17 protein-coding genes and 2 riboswitches are annotated in these 21,784 nt (G+C 72.2%); of the genes, 6 read left to right on the forward strand and 11 right to left on the reverse strand.

What is annotated here, in order from left to right; all coding sequences use genetic code 11:
- Positions 1-16 precede the first annotated feature (16 nt).
- The 4 genes from FHT37_RS03500 to gcvT form a co-directional block, all read right to left on the reverse strand.
- Positions 17-1,408, reverse strand: coding sequence for an L-serine ammonia-lyase (locus FHT37_RS03500; RefSeq protein WP_183478894.1), 1,392 nt, complete (start codon positions 1,406-1,408; stop codon positions 17-19).
- Between the two features lie 135 nt (positions 1,409-1,543).
- A complete protein-coding gene (gene gcvP / locus FHT37_RS03505) occupies positions 1,544-4,438 on the reverse strand; it encodes an aminomethyl-transferring glycine dehydrogenase (protein ID WP_183478896.1) in 2,895 nt (964 codons plus the stop codon).
- Between the two features lie 145 nt (positions 4,439-4,583).
- Positions 4,584-4,955 (reverse strand): glycine cleavage system protein GcvH, encoded by a 372-nt coding sequence (gcvH, locus tag FHT37_RS03510; RefSeq protein ID WP_183478898.1) that lies wholly within the window; start codon positions 4,953-4,955, stop codon positions 4,584-4,586.
- A 98-nt stretch (positions 4,956-5,053) separates the two neighbouring features.
- Positions 5,054-6,187: a glycine cleavage system aminomethyltransferase GcvT gene (gcvT, locus tag FHT37_RS03515; RefSeq protein WP_183478900.1), complete on the reverse strand. Its 1,134-nt coding sequence runs from the start codon at positions 6,185-6,187 to the stop codon at positions 5,054-5,056.
- A gap of 64 nt (positions 6,188-6,251) precedes the next feature.
- Positions 6,252-6,370: riboswitch (glycine riboswitch) on the reverse strand.
- Between the two features lie 10 nt (positions 6,371-6,380).
- Positions 6,381-6,484, reverse strand: a riboswitch (glycine riboswitch).
- Positions 6,485-6,535: 51 nt separating this feature from the next.
- On the opposite strand from gcvT, the gene FHT37_RS03520 reads away from it, so the two are divergent.
- The 4 genes from FHT37_RS03520 to xerD all read left to right on the forward strand — a co-directional run bounded on the left by FHT37_RS03520 (position 6,536) and on the right by xerD (position 11,420).
- Positions 6,536-7,195 (forward strand): response regulator transcription factor, encoded by a 660-nt coding sequence (locus FHT37_RS03520; RefSeq protein WP_091724043.1) that lies wholly within the window; start codon positions 6,536-6,538, stop codon positions 7,193-7,195.
- Positions 7,192-8,610: an ATP-binding protein gene (locus tag FHT37_RS03525; RefSeq protein WP_091724045.1), complete on the forward strand. Its 1,419-nt coding sequence runs from the start codon at positions 7,192-7,194 to the stop codon at positions 8,608-8,610. Before FHT37_RS03520 ends, FHT37_RS03525 begins: the two co-directional genes overlap by 4 nt.
- Before the next feature lie 136 nt (positions 8,611-8,746).
- Positions 8,747-10,330 carry a DegQ family serine endoprotease gene (locus FHT37_RS03530; RefSeq protein WP_183478902.1) on the forward strand — a complete coding sequence of 528 codons (1,584 nt, stop codon included), beginning with the start codon at positions 8,747-8,749 and terminating at the stop codon, positions 10,328-10,330.
- Between the two features lie 115 nt (positions 10,331-10,445).
- Entirely contained in the window at positions 10,446-11,420 is a 975-nt protein-coding gene (xerD, locus tag FHT37_RS03535; RefSeq protein WP_183478905.1) for a site-specific tyrosine recombinase XerD, read from the forward strand.
- A gap of 23 nt (positions 11,421-11,443) precedes the next feature.
- On the opposite strand, the gene FHT37_RS03540 is transcribed toward xerD, so the two are convergent.
- Positions 11,444-12,007, reverse strand: a complete 564-nt coding sequence (locus tag FHT37_RS03540; protein ID WP_183478907.1) for an Lrp/AsnC family transcriptional regulator — start codon at positions 12,005-12,007, stop codon at positions 11,444-11,446.
- 116 nt (positions 12,008-12,123) lie between these two features.
- Between FHT37_RS03540 and FHT37_RS03545 the strand changes: the two genes are divergently transcribed.
- Positions 12,124-12,726, forward strand: a complete 603-nt coding sequence (locus FHT37_RS03545) for a MarC family protein (protein ID WP_091724054.1) — start codon at positions 12,124-12,126, stop codon at positions 12,724-12,726.
- Here the strand turns inward: FHT37_RS03545 and FHT37_RS03550 are convergent.
- A complete protein-coding gene (locus tag FHT37_RS03550; RefSeq protein ID WP_183478909.1) occupies positions 12,705-13,289 on the reverse strand; it encodes a GNAT family N-acetyltransferase in 585 nt (194 codons plus the stop codon). The two genes, FHT37_RS03545 and FHT37_RS03550, sit on opposite strands and share 22 nt — an antisense overlap.
- A gap of 46 nt (positions 13,290-13,335) precedes the next feature.
- The gene (locus tag FHT37_RS03555) at positions 13,336-15,357 is read right to left on the reverse strand and encodes a CHASE domain-containing protein (protein ID WP_183478911.1); all 2,022 of its coding nucleotides are present in this window, start codon (positions 15,355-15,357) and stop codon (positions 13,336-13,338) included.
- 357 nt (positions 15,358-15,714) lie between these two features.
- Between FHT37_RS03555 and FHT37_RS03560 the strand changes: the two genes are divergently transcribed.
- Entirely contained in the window at positions 15,715-16,272 is a 558-nt protein-coding gene (locus FHT37_RS03560; protein WP_183478913.1) for a GGDEF domain-containing protein, read from the forward strand.
- 64 nt (positions 16,273-16,336) lie between these two features.
- On the opposite strand, the gene FHT37_RS03565 is transcribed toward FHT37_RS03560, so the two are convergent.
- The 4 genes from FHT37_RS03565 to miaA are packed head-to-tail and all read right to left on the reverse strand — an operon-like array spanning position 16,337 to position 21,769.
- Complete coding sequence (locus FHT37_RS03565; RefSeq protein ID WP_183478915.1) at positions 16,337-17,479, reverse strand: lipocalin-like domain-containing protein; 1,143 nt, start codon at positions 17,477-17,479, stop codon at positions 16,337-16,339.
- Positions 17,479-20,070, reverse strand: a complete 2,592-nt coding sequence (locus FHT37_RS03570; RefSeq protein WP_183478917.1) for an FtsX-like permease family protein — start codon at positions 20,068-20,070, stop codon at positions 17,479-17,481. The genes FHT37_RS03565 and FHT37_RS03570 overlap by 1 nt, the downstream gene beginning before the upstream one ends.
- A 41-nt stretch (positions 20,071-20,111) precedes the next feature.
- Positions 20,112-20,771, reverse strand: a complete 660-nt coding sequence (locus FHT37_RS03575; RefSeq protein WP_091724067.1) for an ABC transporter ATP-binding protein — start codon at positions 20,769-20,771, stop codon at positions 20,112-20,114.
- A gap of 8 nt (positions 20,772-20,779) precedes the next feature.
- Positions 20,780-21,769: a tRNA (adenosine(37)-N6)-dimethylallyltransferase MiaA gene (gene miaA, locus FHT37_RS03580; protein ID WP_183481187.1), complete on the reverse strand. Its 990-nt coding sequence runs from the start codon at positions 21,767-21,769 to the stop codon at positions 20,780-20,782.
- Between the last annotated feature and the right edge of the window lie 15 nt (positions 21,770-21,784).

A 21,784-nucleotide genomic window follows, 5' to 3' on the forward strand; every position in this document is an offset into this window, starting at 1 on the left:
CGTCGCCGCCGGCGCGTCAGCACTCGACGATGTTGACCGCGAGGCCGCCGCGGGCGGTCTCCTTGTACTTGGTCATCATGTCGGCGCCGGTCTCCCGCATGGTCTTGATGACCTTGTCCAGGCTGACGTGGTGGGTGCCGTCGCCGCGCAGCGCCATGCGCGCCGCGTTGATGGCCTTGACCGAGGCGATCGCGTTGCGCTCGATGCAGGGGATCTGCACCAGGCCGCCGACCGGATCGCAGGTCAGGCCCAGGTGGTGCTCCATGCCGATCTCGGCCGCGTTCTCGGCCTGGGCCGGCGTGCCGCCCATCACCGCGCACAGCGCGCCGGCGGCCATCGAGCAGGCCACGCCCACCTCGCCCTGGCAGCCGACCTCGGCGCCCGAGATCGACGCGTTCTCCTTGTAGAGGATGCCGATCGCCGCGGCCGTCAGCAGGAAGTCGACGATGCCGTCCTCATTGGCGCCATGCACGAAGCGGGCGTAGTAGTGCAGCACCGCCGGCACGATGCCGGCCGCGCCATTGGTCGGCGCGGTCACGACGCGGCCGCCGGCGGCGTTCTCTTCATTGACCGCCAACGCGTACAGGTTGACCCAGTCCATCACCTGCAGCGGATCACGCAGCGCGGCTTCGGGATGCGCGACCAGATCGCGGTACAGCGCCGCCGAGCGCCGCTTCACCTTGAAGCCGCCGGGCAGGATGCCCTCGGTGCGGCAGCCGCGCTGCACGCATTCCTGCATCACGCGCCAGATCTTCAGCAGGCCGGCGCGCGTCTCCTCGTCGGGACGCCAGTGGCGCTCGTTGCGGCGCATGATCTCGGCGATCGAGCAGCCTTCCTGTTCGGTCAGCGCGAGCAGCTCGGCGCCGGTCTTGAACGGGTAGGGCAGCACCGTGGTGTCGGGCGCGATCTGCTTCTGCTTGGCGCCGTCGGCCAGGACTTCCTCGGTGACGACGAAGCCGCCGCCGACGGAGTAGTAGACGCGGTTCTGCAGCTCGTTGCCTTCGGCGTCGAAGGCAATGCAGCGCATGCCGTTGGCGTGCAGCGGCAGGCTCTGGCGGCGATACATGACGAGGTCGCGGGCCTCGTCGAAGGCGACGACATGGTCGCCGCCCAGCGCGATGCGCTTGTCGTTGCGGATGGCGTCGAGGATGCCGGGAATGCTTTCGATGTCGACCGTGTCCGGCTCATGGCCGGCCAGGCCCAGCAGCACGGCCTTGTCCGAGCCGTGGCCCTTGCCGGTCGCGCCCAGCGAGCCGTACAGCCCGGTGGCCACGCGCACCGTGCGCTCGAGCACGCCCTCATGCCGCAGGCGCTGCACGAACATGCGCGCGGCGCGCATCGGCCCGACGGTGTGCGAGCTCGACGGCCCGATGCCGATCTTGAACAGGTCGAAAACGGAAACTGCCATGGCGGACCTCGTGGGTATTCCCTTGCGGGCTTGCGCCGTCCGGTTCTGCGCGCTCGTGACGCGCCGACCGTGCGGCCTTGAAAGAAGCTAGGCCAAAAAGAAGGCCGCGTCAGCGGCCTCCTTGATTCACCCTGATCACTCGTCAGCGTAGGCCGAGAGCGGAGGGCACGAGCAGACGAGATTGCGGTCGCCGTAGACGTTGTCCACGCGGCCCACCGGCGACCAATACTTCACGTGACGCAGCGCCGGGACCGGATAGGCCGCGTCGTCGCGGCTGTAGCCATGCGTCCACTCGGTCTTGAGCAGGCTCTCGGCGGTGTGCGGCGCGTTGAGCAGCGGGTTGTCCGTCTTGGACCAGGCGCCGGACTCGACCTTCGCGATCTCCTCGCGGATCTGGATCATCGCGGCGATGAAACGGTCCAGCTCGAACTTCGACTCGCTCTCGGTCGGCTCGACCATCAGCGTGCCGGCGACCGGGAAGGACAGCGTCGGCGCGTGGAAGCCGTAGTCGATCAGGCGCTTGGCGACGTCCTCGGCGGAGATGCCGGAGCTGTCCTTGAGCGGGCGCAGATCCAGGATGCACTCGTGGGCCACGCCGCCGCCCTTGACGCCGTCGATGTTGCCGCTGAAGTGGATGTCGTAGTGGTCCGACAGACGCGCGGCCACGTAGTTGGCCGACAGGATCGCGGTCTCGGTCGCGGCCTTCAGGCCGGTCTCGCCCATCATGCGGATGTACATCCACGAGATCGGCAGCACCGCCGCGTTGCCCAGCGGCGCGGCGGAGACGGCGCCGATGGCGGTCTTCTCGCCCAGGCCGGCCGAGCGGTGCGCCGGCAGGAAGGGCACGAGGTCCTCGACCACGCAGACCGGGCCGACGCCCGGGCCGCCGCCGCCGTGCGGGATGCAGAAGGTCTTGTGCAGGTTCAGGTGGGAGACGTCGCCGCCGAACTGGCCCGGCGCGGCGATGCCGACCAGCGCGTTCATGTTGGCGCCGTCCACGTAAACGCGGCCGCCGTGTTCATGCACCAGCGCACAGATCTCCTTGACGTGGGTGTCGAAGACACCGTACGTCGAAGGGTAGGTGATCATGATCGCGGCGAGGTTGGCGCTGTGCTGCTCGCACTTGGCCTTCAGGTCGGCCAGGTCGATGTTGCCTTCCTTGTCGCACTTGGTGACGACGACCTGCATGCCCACCATCTGCGCCGACGCCGGGTTGGTGCCGTGCGCCGACTCGGGAATCAGGCAGATCTTGCGATGCGCGTCGCCGCGCGACTCATGCCAGGCCTTGATGATCAGCAGGCCGGCGTACTCGCCCTGCGAGCCGGCGTTGGGCTGCAGCGAGACGCCCGCGTAGCCTGTGGCCTGGCACAGCCAGGACGTCAGCTGCTGGTCCAGCTGGGCGTAGCCCTGCAGCTGGCTCTGCGGCGCGAAGGGGTGCACCTGCGCGAACTCGGGCCAGGTGATGGGGATCATCTCGCTGGTCGCGTTGAGCTTCATCGTGCACGAGCCCAGCGGGATCATGCTGCGGTCCAGCGCCAGGTCCTTGTCGGACAGCAGGCGGATGTAGCGCAGCATCTCCGTCTCGGAGTGGTGGATGTTGAAGATCGGATGCGTCAGGTAGGCGCTGGTGCGCGAGAGCGCGGCCGGCACCAGCGTGGTCGGCGCCCCGGCCGCGGCGAAGGCGTCCGGCACCGGCTTGCCCTCGGCGAAGACGGTCAGCAGCGCCTGCACGTCGGCGCGGGTGGTGGTCTCGTCCAGCGTCAGGCTGATGCTGTCCTCGCTCGCGCGGCGCAGGTTCATGCCGGCGGCGACGGCGGCGGCCAGCACCGGGCCGGTGTGCGCGCCGGTCTTCACGTGCAGCGTGTCGAAGGCGGTCTCGTGGGCCAGCGTCAGGCCCAGCGCCTTCAGGCCCTGCGCCAGCACGGCGGTGTAGGCGGCCACGCGCTGCGCGATGCGCTTGAGGCCTTGCGGGCCGTGATACACGGCGTACATGCTGGCCACGACGGCCGGCAGCACCTGCGCCGTGCAGATGTTGGAGGTGGCCTTCTCGCGGCGGATGTGCTGCTCGCGCGTCTGCAGCGACAGGCGATAGGCGGGCTTGCCGTGCGCGTCGACCGACACGCCGACCAGGCGACCCGGCAGCGAGCGCTTGAACTCGTCGCGGCAGGCCATGTAGGCGGCGTGCGGGCCGCCGGCGCCCATCGGCATGCCGAAGCGCTGGGTGGTGCCGACGGCGATGTCGGCGCCTTGCTCGCCGGGCGCGGCGATCAGCGTCAGCGCCAGCAGGTCGGCCGCGGCCACCAGCAGGCCACCGTGCGCGTGGACCGCGTCGGCGATCGCCTGCAGCGGGCGCACCACGCCGGTCACGCCGGGGTACTGGACCAGCGCGCCGAAGCACTCGGCCTTGCCGGCGTCCTCGGCGGGGCCGACCTGGACGGTGATGCCCAGCGGCTCGGCGCGGGTGCGCACGACTTCCAGCGTCTGCGGCAGCACGTCATCGGCGACGAAGAAGGTCTGGCTCTTGCTCTTGCCCACGCGTGCGGCCAGCGTCATCGCTTCGGCGGCGGCGGTGGCCTCGTCCAGCATCGAGGCGTTGGCGATGGCCAGGCCGGTCAGGTCGCAGACCATGGTCTGGAAGTTGACCAGCGCCTCCATGCGGCCTTGCGAGATCTCGGCCTGGTAGGGCGTGTAGGCGGTGTACCAGGCGGGGTTCTCGAGGATGTTGCGCAGGATGACGCCCGGAGTCAGGGTGCCGTGGTAGCCCTGGCCGATGAAGGACTTGAGGATCTGGTTCTTGCCCGCGATGGCCTTGAGCTCGGCCAGCGCCTGCGCTTCGGTCACGGCGTCCGGCAGGTCCATCTTCGCGGCGCGCTTGATGGCGGCCGGCACGATCGCGTCGATCAGCGCGGCGCGCGAGGCGCTGCCGATGGCCGACAGCATCAGCGCTTCGTCGTGCGCGTCGGGACCGATGTGGCGGGCGTGGAACTCGACGGCGTTCTCGAGTTCGGCGAAGGAGGGCAGGGCGGACATGGCGGGGCGATCCTGGAAATGAAGTTCTTTGCGGCGCAAGGTCTGCCGAACTCCCTCTCCCGCTTGCGGGAGAGGGCAGGGGTGAGGGCCAGCGGCGGTGGCAGGCAGCAGGCCTGACGAGACCTTGCGCGCAGGGGAGCGACGATTAGGAGTTCTTCACCAGCTCGTCGTAGGCCGTGGCGTCCATCAGCCCGTCGAGTTCCGCCGGGTTGGACAGCTTGACCTTGAAGAACCAGCCCGACTTCAGCGGGTCGGTGTTGGCCAGCGACGGGTCGGCGCGCAGCGCCTCGTTGACCTCGACGATCTCGCCCGACACCGGGGCGTAGACGTCGGCGGCGGCCTTGACCGACTCGACCACGCCGGCCACTTCCTTGGCGGCGAAGGACTTGCCGACGTCCGGCAGGTCCACGAACACGACGTCGCCCAGCGCGTCCTGCGCGTGGACCGTGATGCCCACGGTGGCGATGCCGTCGGTGGTGTCGACCCACTCGTGGTCGGGCGTGTACTTGATGCTCATGGAGAGGCTCCGTGCAATCGGATGGTTGGAACGGGAATCCCGAGGACGACTCGCGTCGGCTCGAGGGAACGGGGGACGAGGCGACCCAGGATCGCGGATCAGCCGCGGAAGTATCCGTTGGGCGTGAACGGCGTGGAAGAGACCGTCATCGGGGTGCGCTTGCCGCGGACTTCGGCGAAGAGCTCGGTGCCCAGCGCGGCGTACGGCGTCTGCACATAGGCCAGCGCCACCGGCTTGCCGACCGTCGGGCCCAGCGTGCCGCTGGTGACGACGCCGATCTCCTGGCCGTCGGCATTGACGAGCTTGGCGCCTTCGCGCACCGGCATGCGTTCCGAGCTCACCAGGCCCACGCGCTTGCGCGCCGCGCCTTCGGCGAACTGGCGGTCGATCACGGCCGCGCCGGGATAGCCGCCGGCGCGGGCGCCGCCGGCGCGGCGCACCTTCTGGATCGCCCAGGTCAGGGAGGCCTCGACCGGCGTGGTCGTCGTGTCGATGTCGTGCCCGTACAGGCACAGGCCGGCTTCCAGGCGCAGCGAGTCGCGCGCGCCCAGGCCGATGGGCATCACCTCGGGCTGGGCCAGCAGCTTGCGGGCCAGCTCGACGCTGCGATCGGCGGCGACGGAGATCTCGTAGCCGTCCTCGCCGGTGTAGCCCGAGCGGGTGACGAAGGTGGGAATGCCGTCCAGCTCGAAGAAACCGCCGGTCATGAAGACCAGCTGGGCGACGCCCGGGTTCAGGCGCGACAGCGCGGTCACCGCCTGCGGGCCCTGCAGCGCGAGCAGCGCCTGGTCGGGCAGCGGACGCACCTCGCAGCGGCCCGACAGATGCTTCTGCATATGGGCGATGTCCTGGTCGCGGCAGCCGGCGTTGACGACCACGAACAGGCCGTCGGTGCGGCGGGCCACCATCAGGTCGTCGAGGATGCCGCCATCGTCGGCGGTGAAGAGCGCGTAGCGCTGCTTGAACATCCCGAGGTCGACGATGTCGACCGGCACCAGGGTCTCGAGCGCGGCGGCGGCGTCGTCGCCCACCAGCAGCACCTGGCCCATGTGGGAGACGTCGAACAGGCCGGCCTGGGCGCGGGTGTGCTTGTGCTCGGCCATCACGCCGGCGGGGTACTGGACCGGCATGTCGTAGCCGGCGAAGGGCACCATCTTGGCGCCCAGTTCCAGGTGCAGCGCGTGCAGGGGGGTTTTGTGCAGGGGCGTGTTCAGGTTCTGATCGGCGGACATGTCTCGCTCCGAGGGCATTCGTCATGACCACCCGACTGTGAACCGATCACGTCCGGGTGGGGGAGATGCCCTCGCTGTCCGCTTTACCTGAGAGATTGGCCGCCGGTGGTTGACCGGTGGCTTGCCCCTTCGGTGGACGGGCTCGACCGGTGGTCCGCCCCGCCTCTCTCCAGTGAGGACGCCCGATGTCTCGGGCGTTTCGTCAGTCCTTTTGCCTGAGCGTTCGCAGCGTGGGATCGCCAGTGCCACTGCGCCTTCGGCGGCCCCCGCGAGGGGGCTCTCTCCTGACAGGCGCGCATTGTAGTCATGGAAATGACCCGGTCCAGCCGGACGTGCACAATCGCGCCCATGCGACTCCTGCTGGTGGAAGACGACCTCATGATCGGCGAGCAGCTGCTCGGGCTGCTGCGCGCCGAAGGTTATGCCGTGGACTGGGTGCGCGACGGCGAGATCGCCGACACCGCGCTGCAATCCCAGACCTACGACCTGGTGCTGCTCGACCTGGGCCTGCCCAAGCGCGACGGCATGAGCGTGCTGCAGGCCCTGCGCGGGCGCAAGCAGACGGTGCCGGTGCTCATCGCCACCGCGCGCGACGCCACCGCGCAGCGGGTGGCCGGGCTCGATGCCGGGGCGGACGACTACGTGCTCAAGCCCTTCGAGCTCGACGAGCTGCTGGCCCGCATCCGCGCGCTGCTGCGCCGCGCCGCCGGCCGCGCCGAGCCGGTCTATGAGCACATGGGCGTGAGCATCAACCCGGCCACGCGCGAGGTCACCGCCAACGGCCATCCGGTGACGCTGTCGCAGCGCGAATGGGCGGTGCTGGAGCCGTTGCTGGCGCGCCCCGGCATGGTCCTGTCGCGCCAGCAGCTCGAGGAGAAGCTGTACGGCTGGAAGGACGAGATCAGCAGCAACGCCGTCGAGGTCTACATCCACGGCCTGCGCAAGAAGCTGGGCGCCGAGCTGATCCAGAACGTCCGCGGCGTCGGCTACCGCGTGCCCAAGGAATGAACGCGGGCCTGGAGCCCGACGCGCCGCGGCGCGGCCGGTTCGCGTTGCTGCCGCGCTCGCTGCGCTACCGGCTGCTGCTGTTCCTGCTGGGCGCGATGCTGACCAGCGCGCTGATCCAGGGCATGAGCGCCTATCGCAACGCGCTGATGGAGACCGACGAGATCTTCGACTACCAGATGCAGCAGGTCGCGCTGTCGCTGCGCGCGGGCATGGGCACCGGCCTGCCGCTGCCGCTGGGGGAGGAGCAGAGCATCGACCTGATCGTGCAGGTCTGGGGCCTGGACGGCACGCCGCTGTACCGCTCGGCCGGCCCGGACTGGCTGCCGCAGCGCGCGGTGCTGGGCTTCTCGAATGTCGCGCTGCGCGGCAAGCGCTATCGGGTCTTCGCGGTGCAGGGCCGGTTCCAGGTCGTGCAGGTCGCGCAGGACATCGCGGTGCGCCAGCGCATGGCGGGGCAGCTCGCGTGGCGCACGGTGCTGCCGACGGCGCTGATGCTGCCGATGCTGGCGCTGGTCGTGTGGTGGGTGGTCTCGCATTCGCTGGCGCCGCTGGAGCGGGTGCGCCAGCAGCTGTCGCGCCGCGCGGCGCAGGACCTGGCGCCGGTCGATGACGAGGACCTCCCCGCCGAGATCCAGCCGCTGGTCACCGAACTCAACGGCCTGCTGGACCGCGTGCGGCAGGCCTTCGAGCAGCAACAGCACTTCGTCGCCGACGCGGCGCATGAGCTGCGCTCGCCGCTGGCGGCGCTGAAGCTGCAGCTGCAGTCGCTGCGGCGCGCGCCGGACGACGCCGCCCGCGCGCAGGCGCTGGAGAAGCTCGGGCAGGGCATCGACCGCGCGTCCCATCTGATCGAGCAACTGCTCGCGCTGGCGCGGCAGGACAGTGCCAGGGCGCAGGCACCGTCGCAGCCGATCGCGCTGGATGCGCTGTGCCGCGACGGCGTGATCGACGCGGCGACGCTGGCGCAGGCCCGTGGCATCGACCTGGGCATGGAGCGCTGCGATGCGGTGCTGGTGGACGGCCACCGCGAGGCACTGACCATGCTGCTGCGCAACCTGCTGGACAACGGCATCAAGTACGGGCGCAGCCGCGTCGACCTGAGCCTGGAGCGCAGCGGCGGACAGGCGCTGCTGGTGGTCGAGGACGACGGGCCCGGCATCCCCGACGCCGAGCGCGGCCGGGTCTTCGACCGCTTCTACCGTTCCGAGGCGCAGGCCCAGCAGGCCCCGGGCAGCGGCCTGGGCCTGGCGCTGGTGCGCAGCATCGCCGACGACCACGGCGCCAGCCTGCGCCTGGGGCACAGCACCGCGCTGGGCGGCCTGCGCGTGGAGCTGGCGATGCCGCTCTCGCGCGCCACGCCGGCCGCGGCGCCAACCTTGCCGCCCGCGGTGCCGCCGGCGCTGCCGCACGCCTGAAAGGCGCTCGCCACCGCCGCTTCACGGCGGGGCCACGGCGATTAAGAGCGACCTAAGCGAAGCTCCTCACACTTCGAGCCATCGAATCGGCGCAAGGCCTCCGGGCCGACCGCCGGCAGCGAATCTGGAGGTTCAGATGGCTCAACAAGTGGAGAAGATGATTCCGGTGAAGAAGCTCGTGTGGGCGCTGGCCGCGGCTGGCGTGTTGGGTGCCGCGGGCGGTGCGCTGGCGATGCGCAACGCCAAGGTGATGCCGGTCTCGGTTTCGGACTCGGCGGCGACCGCGCCGGCGCAAACCGGTGAGGCGCAGGTCGCTGCGGTGACGACGCCGCTGGCCAACGCGGCCGCGCCGGCGGCGAACTTCACGCCGCCGCCGGCGGGCATGCCCGACTTCGCGCAGATCGCCGCGGCGCAAGGGCCGGCGGTGGTCAACATCAGCGTGTCCGGCACGGTGAAGACGCGCGCCGCGCGCGTGCCGCAGATCGATCCGGACGATCCGTTCTACGAGTTCTTCCGCCGCTTCGGCGTGCCCGGCATGCCCGGTGGCCCGAATGGCGGTGGCGAGGGCGGCAGCCGCGAGATCCGCGGCCAGGGCTCGGGCTTCATCGTCAGCGCCGACGGCGTGATCCTGACCAACGCCCACGTCGTGCAGGACGCGCAGGAAGTGGTGGTCAAGCTCACCGACCGCCGCGAGTTTCGCGCCAAGGTGCTGGGCAGCGACAAGTCGACCGACGTCGCGGTGCTCAAGATCGAGGCCAAGAACCTGCCGACGGTGCGCCTGGGCGCGACCCGCGACCTGCGCGTCGGCGAATGGGTGCTGGCGATCGGCTCGCCCTTCGGTTTCGAGAACAGCGTCAGCGCCGGTGTGATCAGCGCCAAGGGGCGCTCGCTGGGCCCGGACGAGAGCCGCGTGCCCTTCCTGCAGACCGACGTCGCGATCAACCCCGGCAATTCCGGCGGCCCGCTGTTCAATGCGCGCGGCGAGGTGGTCGGCATCAACTCGCAGATCTACAGCGCGTCGGGCGGCTACCAGGGCCTGTCCTTCGCCATTCCGGTCGAGGTGGCCAACAAGGTCCGCCAGCAGATCGAGAAGGGCGGCAAGGTGCAGCACGCCAAGCTGGGCGTGATGGTGCAGGAGGTCAACCAGGGCTTCGCCGATTCCTTCAAGCTGGACCGCCCCGAGGGCGCGCTGGTCGCCAACGTCGAGGAGAACGGCCCCGCCGCCAAGGCCGGCCTGCGCTCGGGCGACGTGATCCTGGGCTTCAAGGGCCAGCGCATCGTCTCCAGCGGCGACCTGCCGGCGCTCGTGGACCAGTCGCTGCCCGGCGACAAGGTGGACATCGAGGTCTGGCGCAACGGCAAGCGCGAGACCATCACCGCCACGCTCGGCGACGCGAACGAGAAGGGCGCGAAGCTGGCCAAGGCCGGCGGCGACGCCGATGGCGACCACGCCAAGCTCGGCCTGGCCCTGCGTCCGCTGCAGCCCGAGGAGCGCCGCCAGCTCGGCACCCGTGACGGCCTGCTGATCCAGGAAGTGGGCGAGGGCAGCGCCGCGGCGCGTGCCGGCGTCCGTCCGGGCGACGTGCTGCTGGCCGTCAACGGCACGCCGGTGCAGTCGGTCGAGCAGGTCCGCGGCGCGGTCAAGGGCGCGGAGAAGTCGGTCGCGCTGCTGGTGCAGCGCGGCGCCGACAAGATCTTCGTGCCGGTGCGCATCGGCTGATGACCTGAACCGTTCTCCCAACCAACCGCTGCCTGTGGCGGTTGCTCCGTGGGGCCCGCGCGTGGTGGCGCGGGCCCCTTTTTTTCGGCGGCCTCGCGCTGGCATCATGCGCGGCATGTCCTCGTCCCGATCGACCCCATCCGCACCACGCCCCCCCGAAGCCTCGCCCGGTGAGCCGGCCCTGCGCTCGGCCGAGCGCGAGCGCAGCCAGCGTGCGATCGACGCCTTCATCGAGGCCCTCTGGATCGAGGAGGGCCTGTCGCGCAACACGCAGCTGGCCTATCGCCGCGACTTGCAGCTGCTGGCCGACTGGCTGGCGGCCGAGCCGCGTCTGGCGCTGGACGACACCCGCGAGCAGGACCTGTTCGGCTACGCGGCCGCGCGACACGAGGGCGGCAAGGCGACCTCCGCGAACCGGCGGCTGTCGGTGTTCAAGCGCTACTTCCGCTGGGCCTTGCGGGAACGCCGGCTGGAGCGCGATCCCACGCTCAAGCTCAGCGCCGCCAAGCAACCGGTGCGCGTGCCCAAGACGCTGCACCAGACCCAGGTCGAGGCGCTGCTGGACGCGCCCGACGTCGGCACCGCGCAGGGGCTGCGCGACCGGGCGATGCTCGAGCTGATGTACGCCAGCGGCCTGCGCGTCACCGAACTCGTGACGCTCAAGAGCGTGCATGTCGGCCTGCGCGAGGCGGTGCTGCGCGTGACCGGCAAGGGTGATAAGGAGCGGCTGGTGCCCTTCGGCGAGGAGGCGCATGCCTGGCTGATGCGCTACCTGCAGGAGGCGCGTCCGCAGCTGCTGAGCGCGCGCAACACCGATGACCTCTTCCTGTCCCGTTTCGGCCAGGCCATGACGCGCGAGACCTTCTGGCGCATCGTCAAGAAATACGCGGTGGCGGCGGGCATCACCAGCCCGATCTCGCCGCACACGCTGCGGCATGCCTTCGCCACGCACCTGTTGAACCATGGCGCGGACCTGCGCGCGGTGCAGCTGCTGCTGGGCCATGCCGACCTGTCCACGACGCAGATCTACACGCACGTGGCGCGGGAGCGGCTGAAGGCGCTGCACGCGGCGCACCATCCGCGGGGCTGAGCGCCGGTCGCGCCGACGCCGCCTCAGTCCACCGGCAGGCCCGCTGGCGGCTTGATCTCCTCCAGGCAGATCATCGACCGCACGTCCGCGACGCCGTCCAGCTGCATCAGCTTGTCGGTGAGGAACTTGGACAGCGCCTGCAGGTCGCGCGCCACCACCTTCAGCAGGTAGTCGGAGTCGCCCGAGACGGTGTGGCACTCCAGGATCTCGGGGAAGTCGCGGATCAGCGACTCGATCTCGCGCACGCGGGCGAAGGCCTGCGCGGTGATGTTCAGGCTGACGTAGGCGGTGACGCCCAGCCCGAGCGCCAGCGGCGCCACGTCGGCGCGATAGCCCCGCAGCACGCCGCGTTCCTCCAGCGCGCGCACGCGGCGGAAGCACTGCGGCGCCGACAGGTGGACCTGCGCCGCCAGGTCCACGTTGGACATGCGGCCGTCGCGCTGCAGCGCTTCCAGGATGCGCAGGTCGATCGCGTCCAGCGTCACCGGCCCGAGAGGGCGGGGGCGCGCCGGCGCCGCAGCCGGCCGGCCCGCGCTGGTCGCCGGGGCGGGAACGGATCGAGCCGGCTTCTTGTCCAACTTGTTCATCGGCGAGGTCGTGATGAGGAATTGTTGCGATTCTAGGGATTCGCGTGAACGAAGCGTGCGTGAGAGCGCGCTGCCCGCAGCGAACGCGACGCCGTCATCGGCGAGAATCGCGCCCCATGGATCACAGCTTCCTCTCCGCCCTCATCCTGCTGCTGCTGGTGCTCGACCCGCTGGGCAGCCTGCCGATCTTCATCCCCATCATGCGGGCCGTGCCGCGCGAGCGCCGGCTGAAGGTCGCGCTGCGCGAGGTCGGCATCGCCTTCGCGGTGCTGCTGGCCTTCATGTTCCTGGGCGAGGGGTTCCTGCGCCTGATGCACCTGTCGGAGCGCTCGCTCGAGGTGGCCGGCGGCGTGATCCTGATCATCATCGCGATCCGGATGATCTTCAGCCATGCCGGCGAGTCGGCCTACGGCGTGGACACCGGACGCGAGCCCTTCATCTTCCCGCTGGCGGTGCCGCTGCTGGCCGGTCCGTCCGCGATGGCCACGGTGCTGCTGCTGGCCTCGCGCCAGCCGGACCGGGTGGCCGAGTGGATCGGTGCGCTGTTCACCGCGATGGTCATCTCCTTCCTCGCGCTGATCCTGGCCGACCGCATCCGCAAGCTGCTGGGCGACTCGGTGGTCTCGGCGCTGGAGAAACTGATGGGCCTGGTGCTGACCGCCATCGCGGTCGAGATGATCCTGTCGGGCCTGAAGCGCTACTTCGTCGGCGGCCTCTGATCGGCCGGATCGGCGGGGTCGGCCGGCCCGCTCCGCGCGGCCTGCGCCGCGCGCCATTCCGCCGCCGTCATGCCGTAGACCGCGACGTCGTTGTCGTACCAGCGCTCCACGCCGCGATAGCGCATGCCGAGCTTGGTCATCACATGCGAGGACGCCTCGTTGGCCGGGTCGCAGACGGCCACCAGCTGCGGCGCGCGCAGGTCGTCGAAGGCGAAGGCGGCCATGCGGCGCGCGGCCTCCGAGCCGTAGCCGCGGTTCCAGCGGTCGCGCCGCAGGCGCCAGCCGATCTCGTGCGGATTGGCCGCGTCGCGGCCCAGGTGCTGGATGCAGCCGGCGCCGACGATCTCACCGGTGTCGATCTCGAAGAAAGTCCACCAGCTGTAGCCCCATTCGGCCCAGCGCGCCTTGACGCGGTCGATCATCGCCTGCGTGTCCTCGAGCGTGTCGGGCTTGCCCGTGATGTAGCGCATCACGTCCAGGTCGCGATTCATCTCGAACAGGCCGTGCAGGTGCGCATCGGTCATGGGCTCCAGGCGGAGCCGGGCGGTGGTCAGTGAGGTCATCGGGCGACTGTACGGCGGTTCAGCGGTTCAGCGGGCATGACGCCGGTCATCCGTCGGCCTCGGCGGCCTCGGCGGCCAGCTCCTCGGCCGTGCGCCGCAGCGCCGAGAGGTCGAGCTCCTCCGGCGGCAACGCGCCGTTGAGCCAGCGGATGCGGCAGCGGCCAGCGCGCTTGGACTCGAACATCGTCTGGTCGGCGCGGCTCATCAGCACCTCGGGATCGACGCCGTCCAGCGGATAGTGCGCCACGCCGAAGCTGCTGCCGACCTGCACCGTCACGCCGCTGGACAGCCGCACCGGGGCGAGGATCTCGCGCAGCAGCCGCTCGCAGGCCGGCCGGCTGTCGGCCACCGCGGGCAGCGGCGTCAGCAGCACGACGAACTCGTCGCCGCCCAGCCGCGCGGCCGTGTCCGAGCCCCGGATGCCGCTGGAGAGCCGCTGCGCGACCGCCTTGAGCACCTCGTCACCGGCGTCGTGGCCGTGGGCGTCGTTGATGGCCTTGAAGCCATCCAGGTCCAGGTAGGCGACCGCCATCTTCTGCGACTGCCGCTGCGCCACGGCCATCGCCTGGCGCAGCCGGTCGGCCAGCAGCACCCGGTTGGGCAGGCCGGTGAGCGCGTCATGGAAGGCGGCCCGCTCCACGCGCGCCTCGTGCGCCTTGCTCTGCGTGATGTCGGCCATCATCCAGAGCGTCGTGTCCACGTCGCGCTCGCCCGGCAGGGCCACGCCGTTGAGGTCGATCCACACCAGGCTGCCGTCCTTGCGCCGCATCTGCAGCTGGCTGCGGTAGTGGCCGCCGCGGCTCAGCACCGGGTAGGCGTTGCGGCCCAGCGCCGCGAAGGTGTCCTCGTCGACATAGAGCTCGCGCACCGGCAGCCCGAGCATCTCGTCGGCGTCGTAGCCGAAGAGCTGTTCCAGCGCGCGGTTCTTCCAGACGATGCGCCGGCCGCGCAGCTTGGCGATGGCGATGACGTCGGCGTCCAGCATCGCCTGCTGGTCCAGCGTCAGGCGGCGCAGGTCCTCGGTCATCGCGTCGGCCAGCGCCTGCGCCCGCGCCCGGCCGGCCGCCAGCAGGTAGGTCGTGGCCGCCAGCAGCGCCGTCAGCAGCAGGCCGATCAGTCCCGGCCCCCAGCCTGCCGCGTCGATCACCGCGCGCTCGTAGGCGGTCGTCAGCGCGGCCTCGAGCCGGAACGCCCGCCCGGCGATCTCCACCCGGCGCTCGGCCGCCACCACGCGGAGGTCGAAGGCGGGCTGCGCGCTCGGCGCGGCATCCAGCGGCTGGATGCCGGTGCTGGAGTCGAGCAGCAGGTCCTCGGTCGCGGTGTGGTCGTCGACCAGCAGGCGGAAATCCATCGGCGCCGCCGCCAGGCCTTCCTTGAGCCCGTGCAGGATCTCCTGCGCCACCAGCGGCGCGTAGAGCAGGCCCAGCAGCGCCTGGCGCCGCTGGGCGGCGTCGATCGGGTCGGCGCCGTCGCGGAACACCGGCACCAGCAGCAGCATGCCGGGGCCGTGCGCGTGGTCCTGCACCAGCGGCACCGGCGCCGACAGCGTGGCCTCGCCGGTGGCGATGGCGCGCTCGATCGCGCGCCGCCGGATCGCCTCCGAGCCCAGGTCGAAGCCCCAGGCCGCGTAGTTCTGCGACAGCGGCTCGATGTGCGCGACGACGAACAGGTCGGGCGCGTCGCCCCGGCTGCGCACCGAGAACTGCGGCGCGCCGTTGGCGCGCTCGGCGGCGATGAAGGCGGGCAGGTCGGCGCGTTTGACCCGCGGCACGAAACCGAAGCCGCGCACGCCGGGGAATTCGCGCGTCAGGTCGCGCGACTGGACGTAGGCGCGGAAGGACTGCCGGTCGACGCGCCCGCCCAGCGCGGCCAGCGCGCCGCGCGCGCCCTTGAGGCCGTACACCGGCTGGACGAAGCGCTGGACGATGTCGCGCTCGAGCCGCTCCATCTGGGCGTCGAGCAGGCGATGGGCCTCGGCCACGACGCGGTTGCGGTTCCACAGCATCGCGCTGAGCGTCAGCGCCAGGCCGGCCAGCAGCACCAGCAGCGCGCCGACGACGGCGGGCATCGGCAGGTCGCCGGCCGGGGAGGAGGGCGCAGGCGCTGGGGCCGGGAGCGGGGACGCGAGGTCGTGCGCTGGAGCGTCGTGCACGGGCGGGGCGGCAGGGCCGCTGGGCGTGGACACAGCCGGGTACTTTAGAGCAGCCGCCGCGCGGCGGCATGGCGTCCCTGCGGCGCGTCCGGATTCGTTACATCTGCCGCGACGCGCCCTTGCGCAAGCGCCTATCCTCCCTCGCTCAAGGGGGCGGCGCGCGGCTTGCTCCTGTGCTGCAATCAATCCTCATCTCCGGCGAAGGCGGGCAGCATGGCTCAAGACTCGGACAGGGGCCCCGGGGCCTGGTGGGCATTCCTGAGGCGGCGCTGGGTGACGCGCCGCGACCCGCCCGCGCGGGTGGCCGCGGCGGACGAGGCGCAGCTGATGGACGGCCTCAAACGCGAGGCCGCCCGGGCGCAGCGCCACCGCCACGACGGCGTGCTGATGCTGCTGGAACTCGATCCCTGGACCCGCCTGCAGCAGCAGCACGGCCAGGAATGCCTGCAGGCGCTGGACGAGCGCCTGGACCAGCTGATGCGGCAGCAATTGCGCGGCGGCGACTGGCTGCTGCCGCTGCCGCGCGGCGTCTGGGCCGCCTACCTGCCGTGCACCGATCCACTGGGCGCGCTGGACGCGGCCGACCGGCTGCGGGCGCGCGTCGCGACGCTGGACTACCGCTGGCAGGGCCAGTCGCTCCCTTTGAGCGCGAGCCTGGGCCTGGCCCATTGGCAGGACTGGCGGCGCGAGCCGCAGCAGGGTGCTGACCAACTGCTGCAGCAGGCGCGCCAGGCGCTGGCGATGGCGCGCGGCGCCGGCTGCAACTGCGTACGCGCCTACGCGGCGATGCCCTCCGGCCGCAACCGCTACAGCGGAACGCGCCCGGCCTGACGCCGTCGTCCGTCGTCCGCCATCCCGCGGCCATCGGCCCGCGGTCCGTCCGTGGTCGGTGGCGCTACAGCGGCACCCGGCCGGCGTAGCCGGTCATCTCCAGGTAGCCCCAGCCCAGCCCGCGGCCGGCCTCGTCGCTCACGCGCGCCACGCCCTCCCAGTACGGGAAGCCGGTGCTGAGCCGGGTGTCGATCTCCTGGGCCGCGTAGGCCGCCTCGACGAGCAGCACGCCGCGCGGCGTATGGATGCGCCAGCGCACCGGGTAGGTGGCCCGGCTCACCGGGCTCTTCCAGAAGGCCAGCGGCTCGAAGCGCAGCTGCTGCTCGAAGTCGACCGGTGCGCCGCCTTGCCGGCCGCGCCAGCTGCCGCCGGTCCAGATCACCGCGCCGTCGTGCGCGCGCATCTGGAACAGCGTCAGCGACGAGCCGTCGTCCAGGTTCAGGCCGAGCCAGTCCCAGCCGACCGCCCGATCCGGCGCGGCGTCGGCGCCGCGACCGAGGTACTGGTTGCTCCATTCGTGGTCCAGCCAGGCGCTGGCCCGCACCGTGCGCGTGCCGCCGTCGCGCAGCGCGAGCCGGCCGCTGCCGGCCAGTTGCGGCTCGCTGACGTAGCGGCTGGCCTGCTGCGCGCCGGGACCCTTGCGCGACCAGCCCGCGCGGCCCTGCAACAGCGGCGCCAGCGGCGCGTCCAGCGTCAGCGCGAGCGCGAAGCCCGCGCGCTCGCTGGGCATCGACAGCGCATAACGGCTGCGTCCATCGGGGCCGTCGCTGCGCCGGAGCTGCCAGCCGCCCAGGCGCACGCGGGTGTCGTCGGTCTCGGCGCGCGCGTTGGCGAAGCCGTGGCGCAGCACCTGCTGGTCGTGCAGCAGCCGCTGGCGTCCGAGGTCCGAGATCGCCGCGTGGCCCAGCATCACCTGGTCCGGCGCGAAGGCCGACGACAACGGACGCTGGAGCGCATGGCGGACGCGGAAGAAGGTGAGCTGGAAGCCGAAGTCCGGCCGCGTCGTCTCGCCGGCGCGCCCGTCGACCCGCAGCACGCCGGTGACGTACCACCACTCGATGCGGGCCTCGGGGTGCGCGCCATGGTCGCGGGGAAACCGCAGCGGCGCGTCGGACAGCGTGTCATCGGCCAACGCGGCCTGCGCGCGGGCCGGCCCTATCGCGCCGAGGCCGCCGAGCGCGCCCAGCAGCGGTCGTCGTCCGATCATCACCAGTCCTCCCGCACCGCGCGCAGCGCCTCGCCCCGACCGGCACGCAGCGCGCGGGCGCTGGCCCAGGCGGCGGTCACGCCGGTGGCGACCAGGCTGGCCGCGAGCAGCGCCGCGACCCGGCCCACCGGCACCGACCAGTCCATGCTCCAGTGGAAGCTCTGCGGATTGAGCCGGAACACCAGCACCGCGCTGATCGCCAGGCCGACGATCAGTCCCATCAGCGCGCCGGCCACCGCCTGCAGCAGGCTCTCGGCCAGCACCAGTCGGCGCAGCATCGCGCGCGTCAATCCCAGGTGCAGCAGCAGGCCGAATTCCCGCCGGCGCGCCAGCAACTGCGCCGACAGGCTGGCCGCGACGCCGAACAGCCCCAGCCCCAGGCCCACCGCCTGCAGCCAGTAGGTGATGGCGAAGCTGCGGTCGAAGATCGCCAGCGAGAAGCGGCGGAGCTCGCCGGCGGAGGCGATCTCCAGCGAGTCCGGCGCCCCCGAGGCCTCACGCAGCGCCTGCTGCGCCGCCACCGGATCGGCGCCGGGCCGCAGCCACAGTGCCAGCTCGGTGATCGCCGCGTCGCCGCTGAGCCGTTCCCAGTCGCGCCGCTCCATCAGCACCGCGCCGGTCTGGCGGCTGTAGTCGCGCCAGATCGCCTTCACCGCGACCGGCAACTGGCGGCCCTCCAGCCGCAGCGTGAAGCGGTCGCCGGGCGCCAGGCGCAGCTCGTCGCGCATCGCCTCGTTGATGTAGACCGGCTGCACGCCGTCCGGCAGCGCGACCGCCTCGCCCTGCAGCGGCAGGCGGTGGTCCAGCGGCCGTGCCAGCAGCGTCGTGCTGCCGGTCATGCCGCGCACGGTGAAGCCGATGTCGCGGGTGCGCTGCGCCGCCACGCGGTCGATCCCGGGCAGCCGTGCGGCCGAGGCGGCCAGCCCCGGCGGCATCGGCTGGCCCTGCTGGGCGCTGTCGCGGGCGGTCTGGCGCAGGTAGAGATCGGCCGGCAGCATGTCGCTCAGCCATTGGTCCAGCGACTGGCGGAAGCTCGCGACCATCACCAGCATCGCCACCGCGAGCGCCAGCGCGACCAGCACGCCGGCGATCAGCCGGCCGGCCTCGCCGGCCTGGTCGCGGGCACGTTCCACCGCCAGCAGCGGCAGCGCGCGCCGCGCCGCCCAGCCACGCAGCAGGCCGGTGATCGCGCGCAGCACGAAGGGCACGCTGCCCAGCGCGCCCAGCAGCAGCGCCACCATCGCGGCGTACGCGCCCAGCGGCAGCCCGAGCACCGGCCGCATCGCCGCCAGTGGCAGCGCGGCCAGCAGCAGCGCCGGACCGATCCACCACCAGCGGCCCGTGTCGCCGCCGCTGCCCAGGCCCTTGAGCACCTGGGCGACCGGCAGCCGGCGCAGCCGCGCCAGTGGCAGCGCCGCCGCGCCCAGGCTGACCAGCGGGCCGAGCGCGAGCAGGCCCATGATCGACGCCGTCGAGAGCCGCAGCGCGGGCCGGCCGCCGCTGAGCCCGGTCAAGCCGCTGCCCAGGTCACCGCCGAGCGCCTGCAACCCGAGTTCCGCCAGCCCGATCGCCAGGCCCAGGCCCAGCACCGCGCCGGCCAGGCCCAGCGCCAGCGCCTCGGACACCAGCAGCGCCAGGCGCTGCCTTGCGCTCATGCCCAGCACGCCGAGCAGCGCCAGCTGCGGCAAGCGCTGCGCCACCGACAGGCTGTGCACCGCGAAGACCATGAACGCGCCGACGAACAGCGCCATCAGCGACAGCACGCCCAGGTTGAGGCGGTAGGCGCGCGTCAGGCGGCGGGCGTCGTCGGCCTGCTGGCGGGCCTGGTCCTCGGGCGCGTGCGCCGACACGCCGGGCGGCCAGGCCGCGGGCACCGCGTGGCCGGTGGCCATGCGCAGCAGGATGGCGTCGAGCTGGCCCGGACGATGCAGCAGTTCCTGGGCCCAGGCGATGTCCATGATCACCAGCGCCTGCTGGCGATCCGGCACCCGGCCGACGACCGGCAGCGGGGCGGGCTCGCCGGGCAGGTCCACGCGCAGACCAGCGGGGGCCTCCAGGCCGAGCCGCGTCCAGGCGGCGTCGCTGACCAGCAGCGCGGGCTCGCGCAGCGCGCGGCCGAGGTCCGCGCCGTCCATCCGCGGCAGCCACTGCGGATGGAAGGCGCCGATCTGGAACAGGTCCAGGCCGATGAGCCGCACCCGCTGCCATTGGCCGTCGCGTCCCTGCAACCGGATGCTCGCGTCCAGCCGGGGCGCGATCGCGGCGATGTCCTCGCGCGCGGCGAGCTCGGCGAAGAAGCGGTCGGACAGCGGCGCGGCGCCGGCGGTGGCGCCGAGTTCGACATCGGCCTGCGCGCTGCTCTGCCGCGCGGCCGATTCGAACTGCGCCAGGGCCGAGGCATTGATCCAGTGGACCGCGCCCGCGAGCGCCAGGCCCAGCGCGATCGTCAGCAGCGCGGCGAGCTGTCGGCCCCACTGCAGGCGCAGCGCGGGCCAGGACAGCTGCCACCACCAGCCCCAGGCGCGCCGCAGGCCGGCGAGCGGGGCGTGGCGGCCGGTGTCGCGCGGCGGGGAGACGGTCGGGGCGCTCATGCGGTGGGGACGGGCAATCGGCGGGCTCGGGCGGTGCGCCTTCAGGCCTCGACGAGGCGGCCGTCCTCCAGCCGCAGGCGCCGGTCCGCGAGCTCGGCGGCATGGGCCGAGTGCGTCACCAGCAGGCAGGCCGCGCCCTGGTCGCGCAGCTGCTGGCGCAGCAGCCGCATGACCTGGTCGGCATGGGCGGGATCGAGGTTGCCGGTGGGCTCGTCGGCCAGCACCAGCACCGGGCGGTGCACCAGCGCGCGGGCGATGGCCACGCGCTGCAGCTGGCCGCCGGAGAGCTGGCGCGGCAGGTGGCGGGCCTGCGCGCCCAGGCCGACCGCGTCCAGCATCTCCTCGACACGGCGCGCGTCGGGCTTGCCCTGCAGCAGCAGCGGCAGGGCGACGTTGTCCCGCACGGTCAGGTGGGGCAGCACATGGAAGGCCTGGAACACGAAGCCGAGTTGCTCGCGGCGCAGCCGGGCCTGACCGGATTCATCCAGCGCGAGCAGGTCGCGGCCTTGCAGCACCACCTGGCCGCGATCCAGCGGCTCGAGCGCCGCCAGCCCGTTCAGCAGCGTGGACTTGCCGCTGCCGGATTCGCCGAGCAGCGCCAGCATCTCGCCGCGATGCAGCGTCAGCGAGAGGTGCTCGAACAGGGTTTGCGCGCCGTAGCGCTTGGTCAGGCCGGTGGCGGTGAGGAGGGGGACGTCCATCGTCGAGCTCAGTCGGCGCCGGCAGTGGCGGTGTCGTCGGCGAGCGCGATCAGCTGTTCGAGCGCGTCGGGCGCTTCCGCCGCCACCACGCGCCGCGCCGGCATGCTGCGCAGCCAGGTGATCTGGCGCTTGGCGAGTTGCCGCGTCGCGGCGGTGCCCAGTTCGCGCAGGGCCGCGAAGTCGGGCGCGGCCTCGTTGGCGTCGAGCAGTTCCCAGGCCTGCCGATAACCGACGCAGCGCATCGACGGCAGCCCCAGGTGCAGGTCGCCGCGGGCGCGCAGGCGCCGCACCTCGTCGACGAAGCCCTGTTCGATCATCAGCTCGAAGCGCTGCGCGAGGCGCTGGTGCAGCCAGGCGCGCGCCGCGTCCGACGGCTCCAGGGAGATCAGCGGCCAGTCGACGCCCTGCGCGCGCTGGCGCCGGTAGAGCGCCGACATCGGCTCACCGCTGAGCAGGCAGACCTCGAGCGCGCGCTGGATGCGCTGCGCGTCCAGCGGCGCCAGGCGGGCGGCGGTCTCCGGATCCAGCGCCGCCAGCCGTGCATGCATCGCGGGCCAGCCGTCGCGGGCGGCCTCGGCATCGAGTTGCGCGCGCAGCGCTGGATCGGCCTGCGGCAGCTCGGACAGGCCGTCGAACAGCGCCTTGAAATAAAGCATCGTGCCGCCAACCAGCAGCGGCCGCGCGCCGCGGGCCTGGATCTCGGGCACCAGGCGCAGCGCGTCGCGGACGAACTGCGCCGCCGAGTAGCTCGCGGTCGGCTCCAGGACGTCGATCAGGTGATGCGGCACCGCGGCGAGTTCTTCCGGCGTCGGTTTGGCGGTGCCGATGTCCATGCCGCGGTACACCAGCGCGGAGTCGACGCTGATGATCTCCACCGGCTGGCGGCCCGCGATCGCGAGCGCGGCCGCCGTCTTGCCGCAGCCCGTCGGCCCGGCGAGGCACAGCGGCCGCAACGCCGGCGGCGGGCAGGGCGCGACCGCAGCGGCCGTTGCGGCCATCGCGGCCGGCGCTTC

The organism is Mitsuaria sp. BK037 (assembly GCF_014193045.1).
Classification (GTDB): Bacteria; Pseudomonadota; Gammaproteobacteria; order Burkholderiales; family Burkholderiaceae_C; genus Roseateles.

What these genes read in the sequence shown, in the direction of transcription:
- FHT37_RS03500 (WP_183478894.1), bottom strand. Translation starts at nt 1,408, where the DNA reads ATGGCAGTTTCCGTTTTCGACCTGTTCAAGATCGGCATCGGGCCGTCG.
- gcvP (WP_183478896.1), bottom strand. Translation starts at nt 4,438, where the DNA reads ATGTCCGCCCTGCCCTCCTTCGCCGAACTCGAGAACGCCGTCGAGTTC.
- gcvH (WP_183478898.1), bottom strand. Translation starts at nt 4,955, where the DNA reads ATGAGCATCAAGTACACGCCCGACCACGAGTGGGTCGACACCACCGAC.
- gcvT (WP_183478900.1), bottom strand. Translation starts at nt 6,187, where the DNA reads ATGTCCGCCGATCAGAACCTGAACACGCCCCTGCACAAAACCCCCCTG.
- FHT37_RS03520 (WP_091724043.1), top strand. Translation starts at nt 6,536, where the DNA reads ATGCGACTCCTGCTGGTGGAAGACGACCTCATGATCGGCGAGCAGCTG.
- FHT37_RS03525 (WP_091724045.1), top strand. Translation starts at nt 7,192, where the DNA reads ATGAACGCGGGCCTGGAGCCCGACGCGCCGCGGCGCGGCCGGTTCGCG.
- FHT37_RS03530 (WP_183478902.1), top strand. Translation starts at nt 8,747, where the DNA reads ATGGCTCAACAAGTGGAGAAGATGATTCCGGTGAAGAAGCTCGTGTGG.
- xerD (WP_183478905.1), top strand. Translation starts at nt 10,446, where the DNA reads ATGTCCTCGTCCCGATCGACCCCATCCGCACCACGCCCCCCCGAAGCC.
- FHT37_RS03540 (WP_183478907.1), bottom strand. Translation starts at nt 12,007, where the DNA reads ATGAACAAGTTGGACAAGAAGCCGGCTCGATCCGTTCCCGCCCCGGCG.
- FHT37_RS03545 (WP_091724054.1), top strand. Translation starts at nt 12,124, where the DNA reads ATGGATCACAGCTTCCTCTCCGCCCTCATCCTGCTGCTGCTGGTGCTC.
- FHT37_RS03550 (WP_183478909.1), bottom strand. Translation starts at nt 13,289, where the DNA reads ATGACCTCACTGACCACCGCCCGGCTCCGCCTGGAGCCCATGACCGAT.
- FHT37_RS03555 (WP_183478911.1), bottom strand. Translation starts at nt 15,357, where the DNA reads ATGCCCGCCGTCGTCGGCGCGCTGCTGGTGCTGCTGGCCGGCCTGGCG.
- FHT37_RS03565 (WP_183478915.1), bottom strand. Translation starts at nt 17,479, where the DNA reads ATGATCGGACGACGACCGCTGCTGGGCGCGCTCGGCGGCCTCGGCGCG.
- FHT37_RS03570 (WP_183478917.1), bottom strand. Translation starts at nt 20,070, where the DNA reads ATGAGCGCCCCGACCGTCTCCCCGCCGCGCGACACCGGCCGCCACGCC.
- FHT37_RS03575 (WP_091724067.1), bottom strand. Translation starts at nt 20,771, where the DNA reads ATGGACGTCCCCCTCCTCACCGCCACCGGCCTGACCAAGCGCTACGGC.
- miaA (WP_183481187.1), bottom strand. Translation starts at nt 21,769, where the DNA reads ATGGCCGCAACGGCCGCTGCGGTCGCGCCCTGCCCGCCGCCGGCGTTG.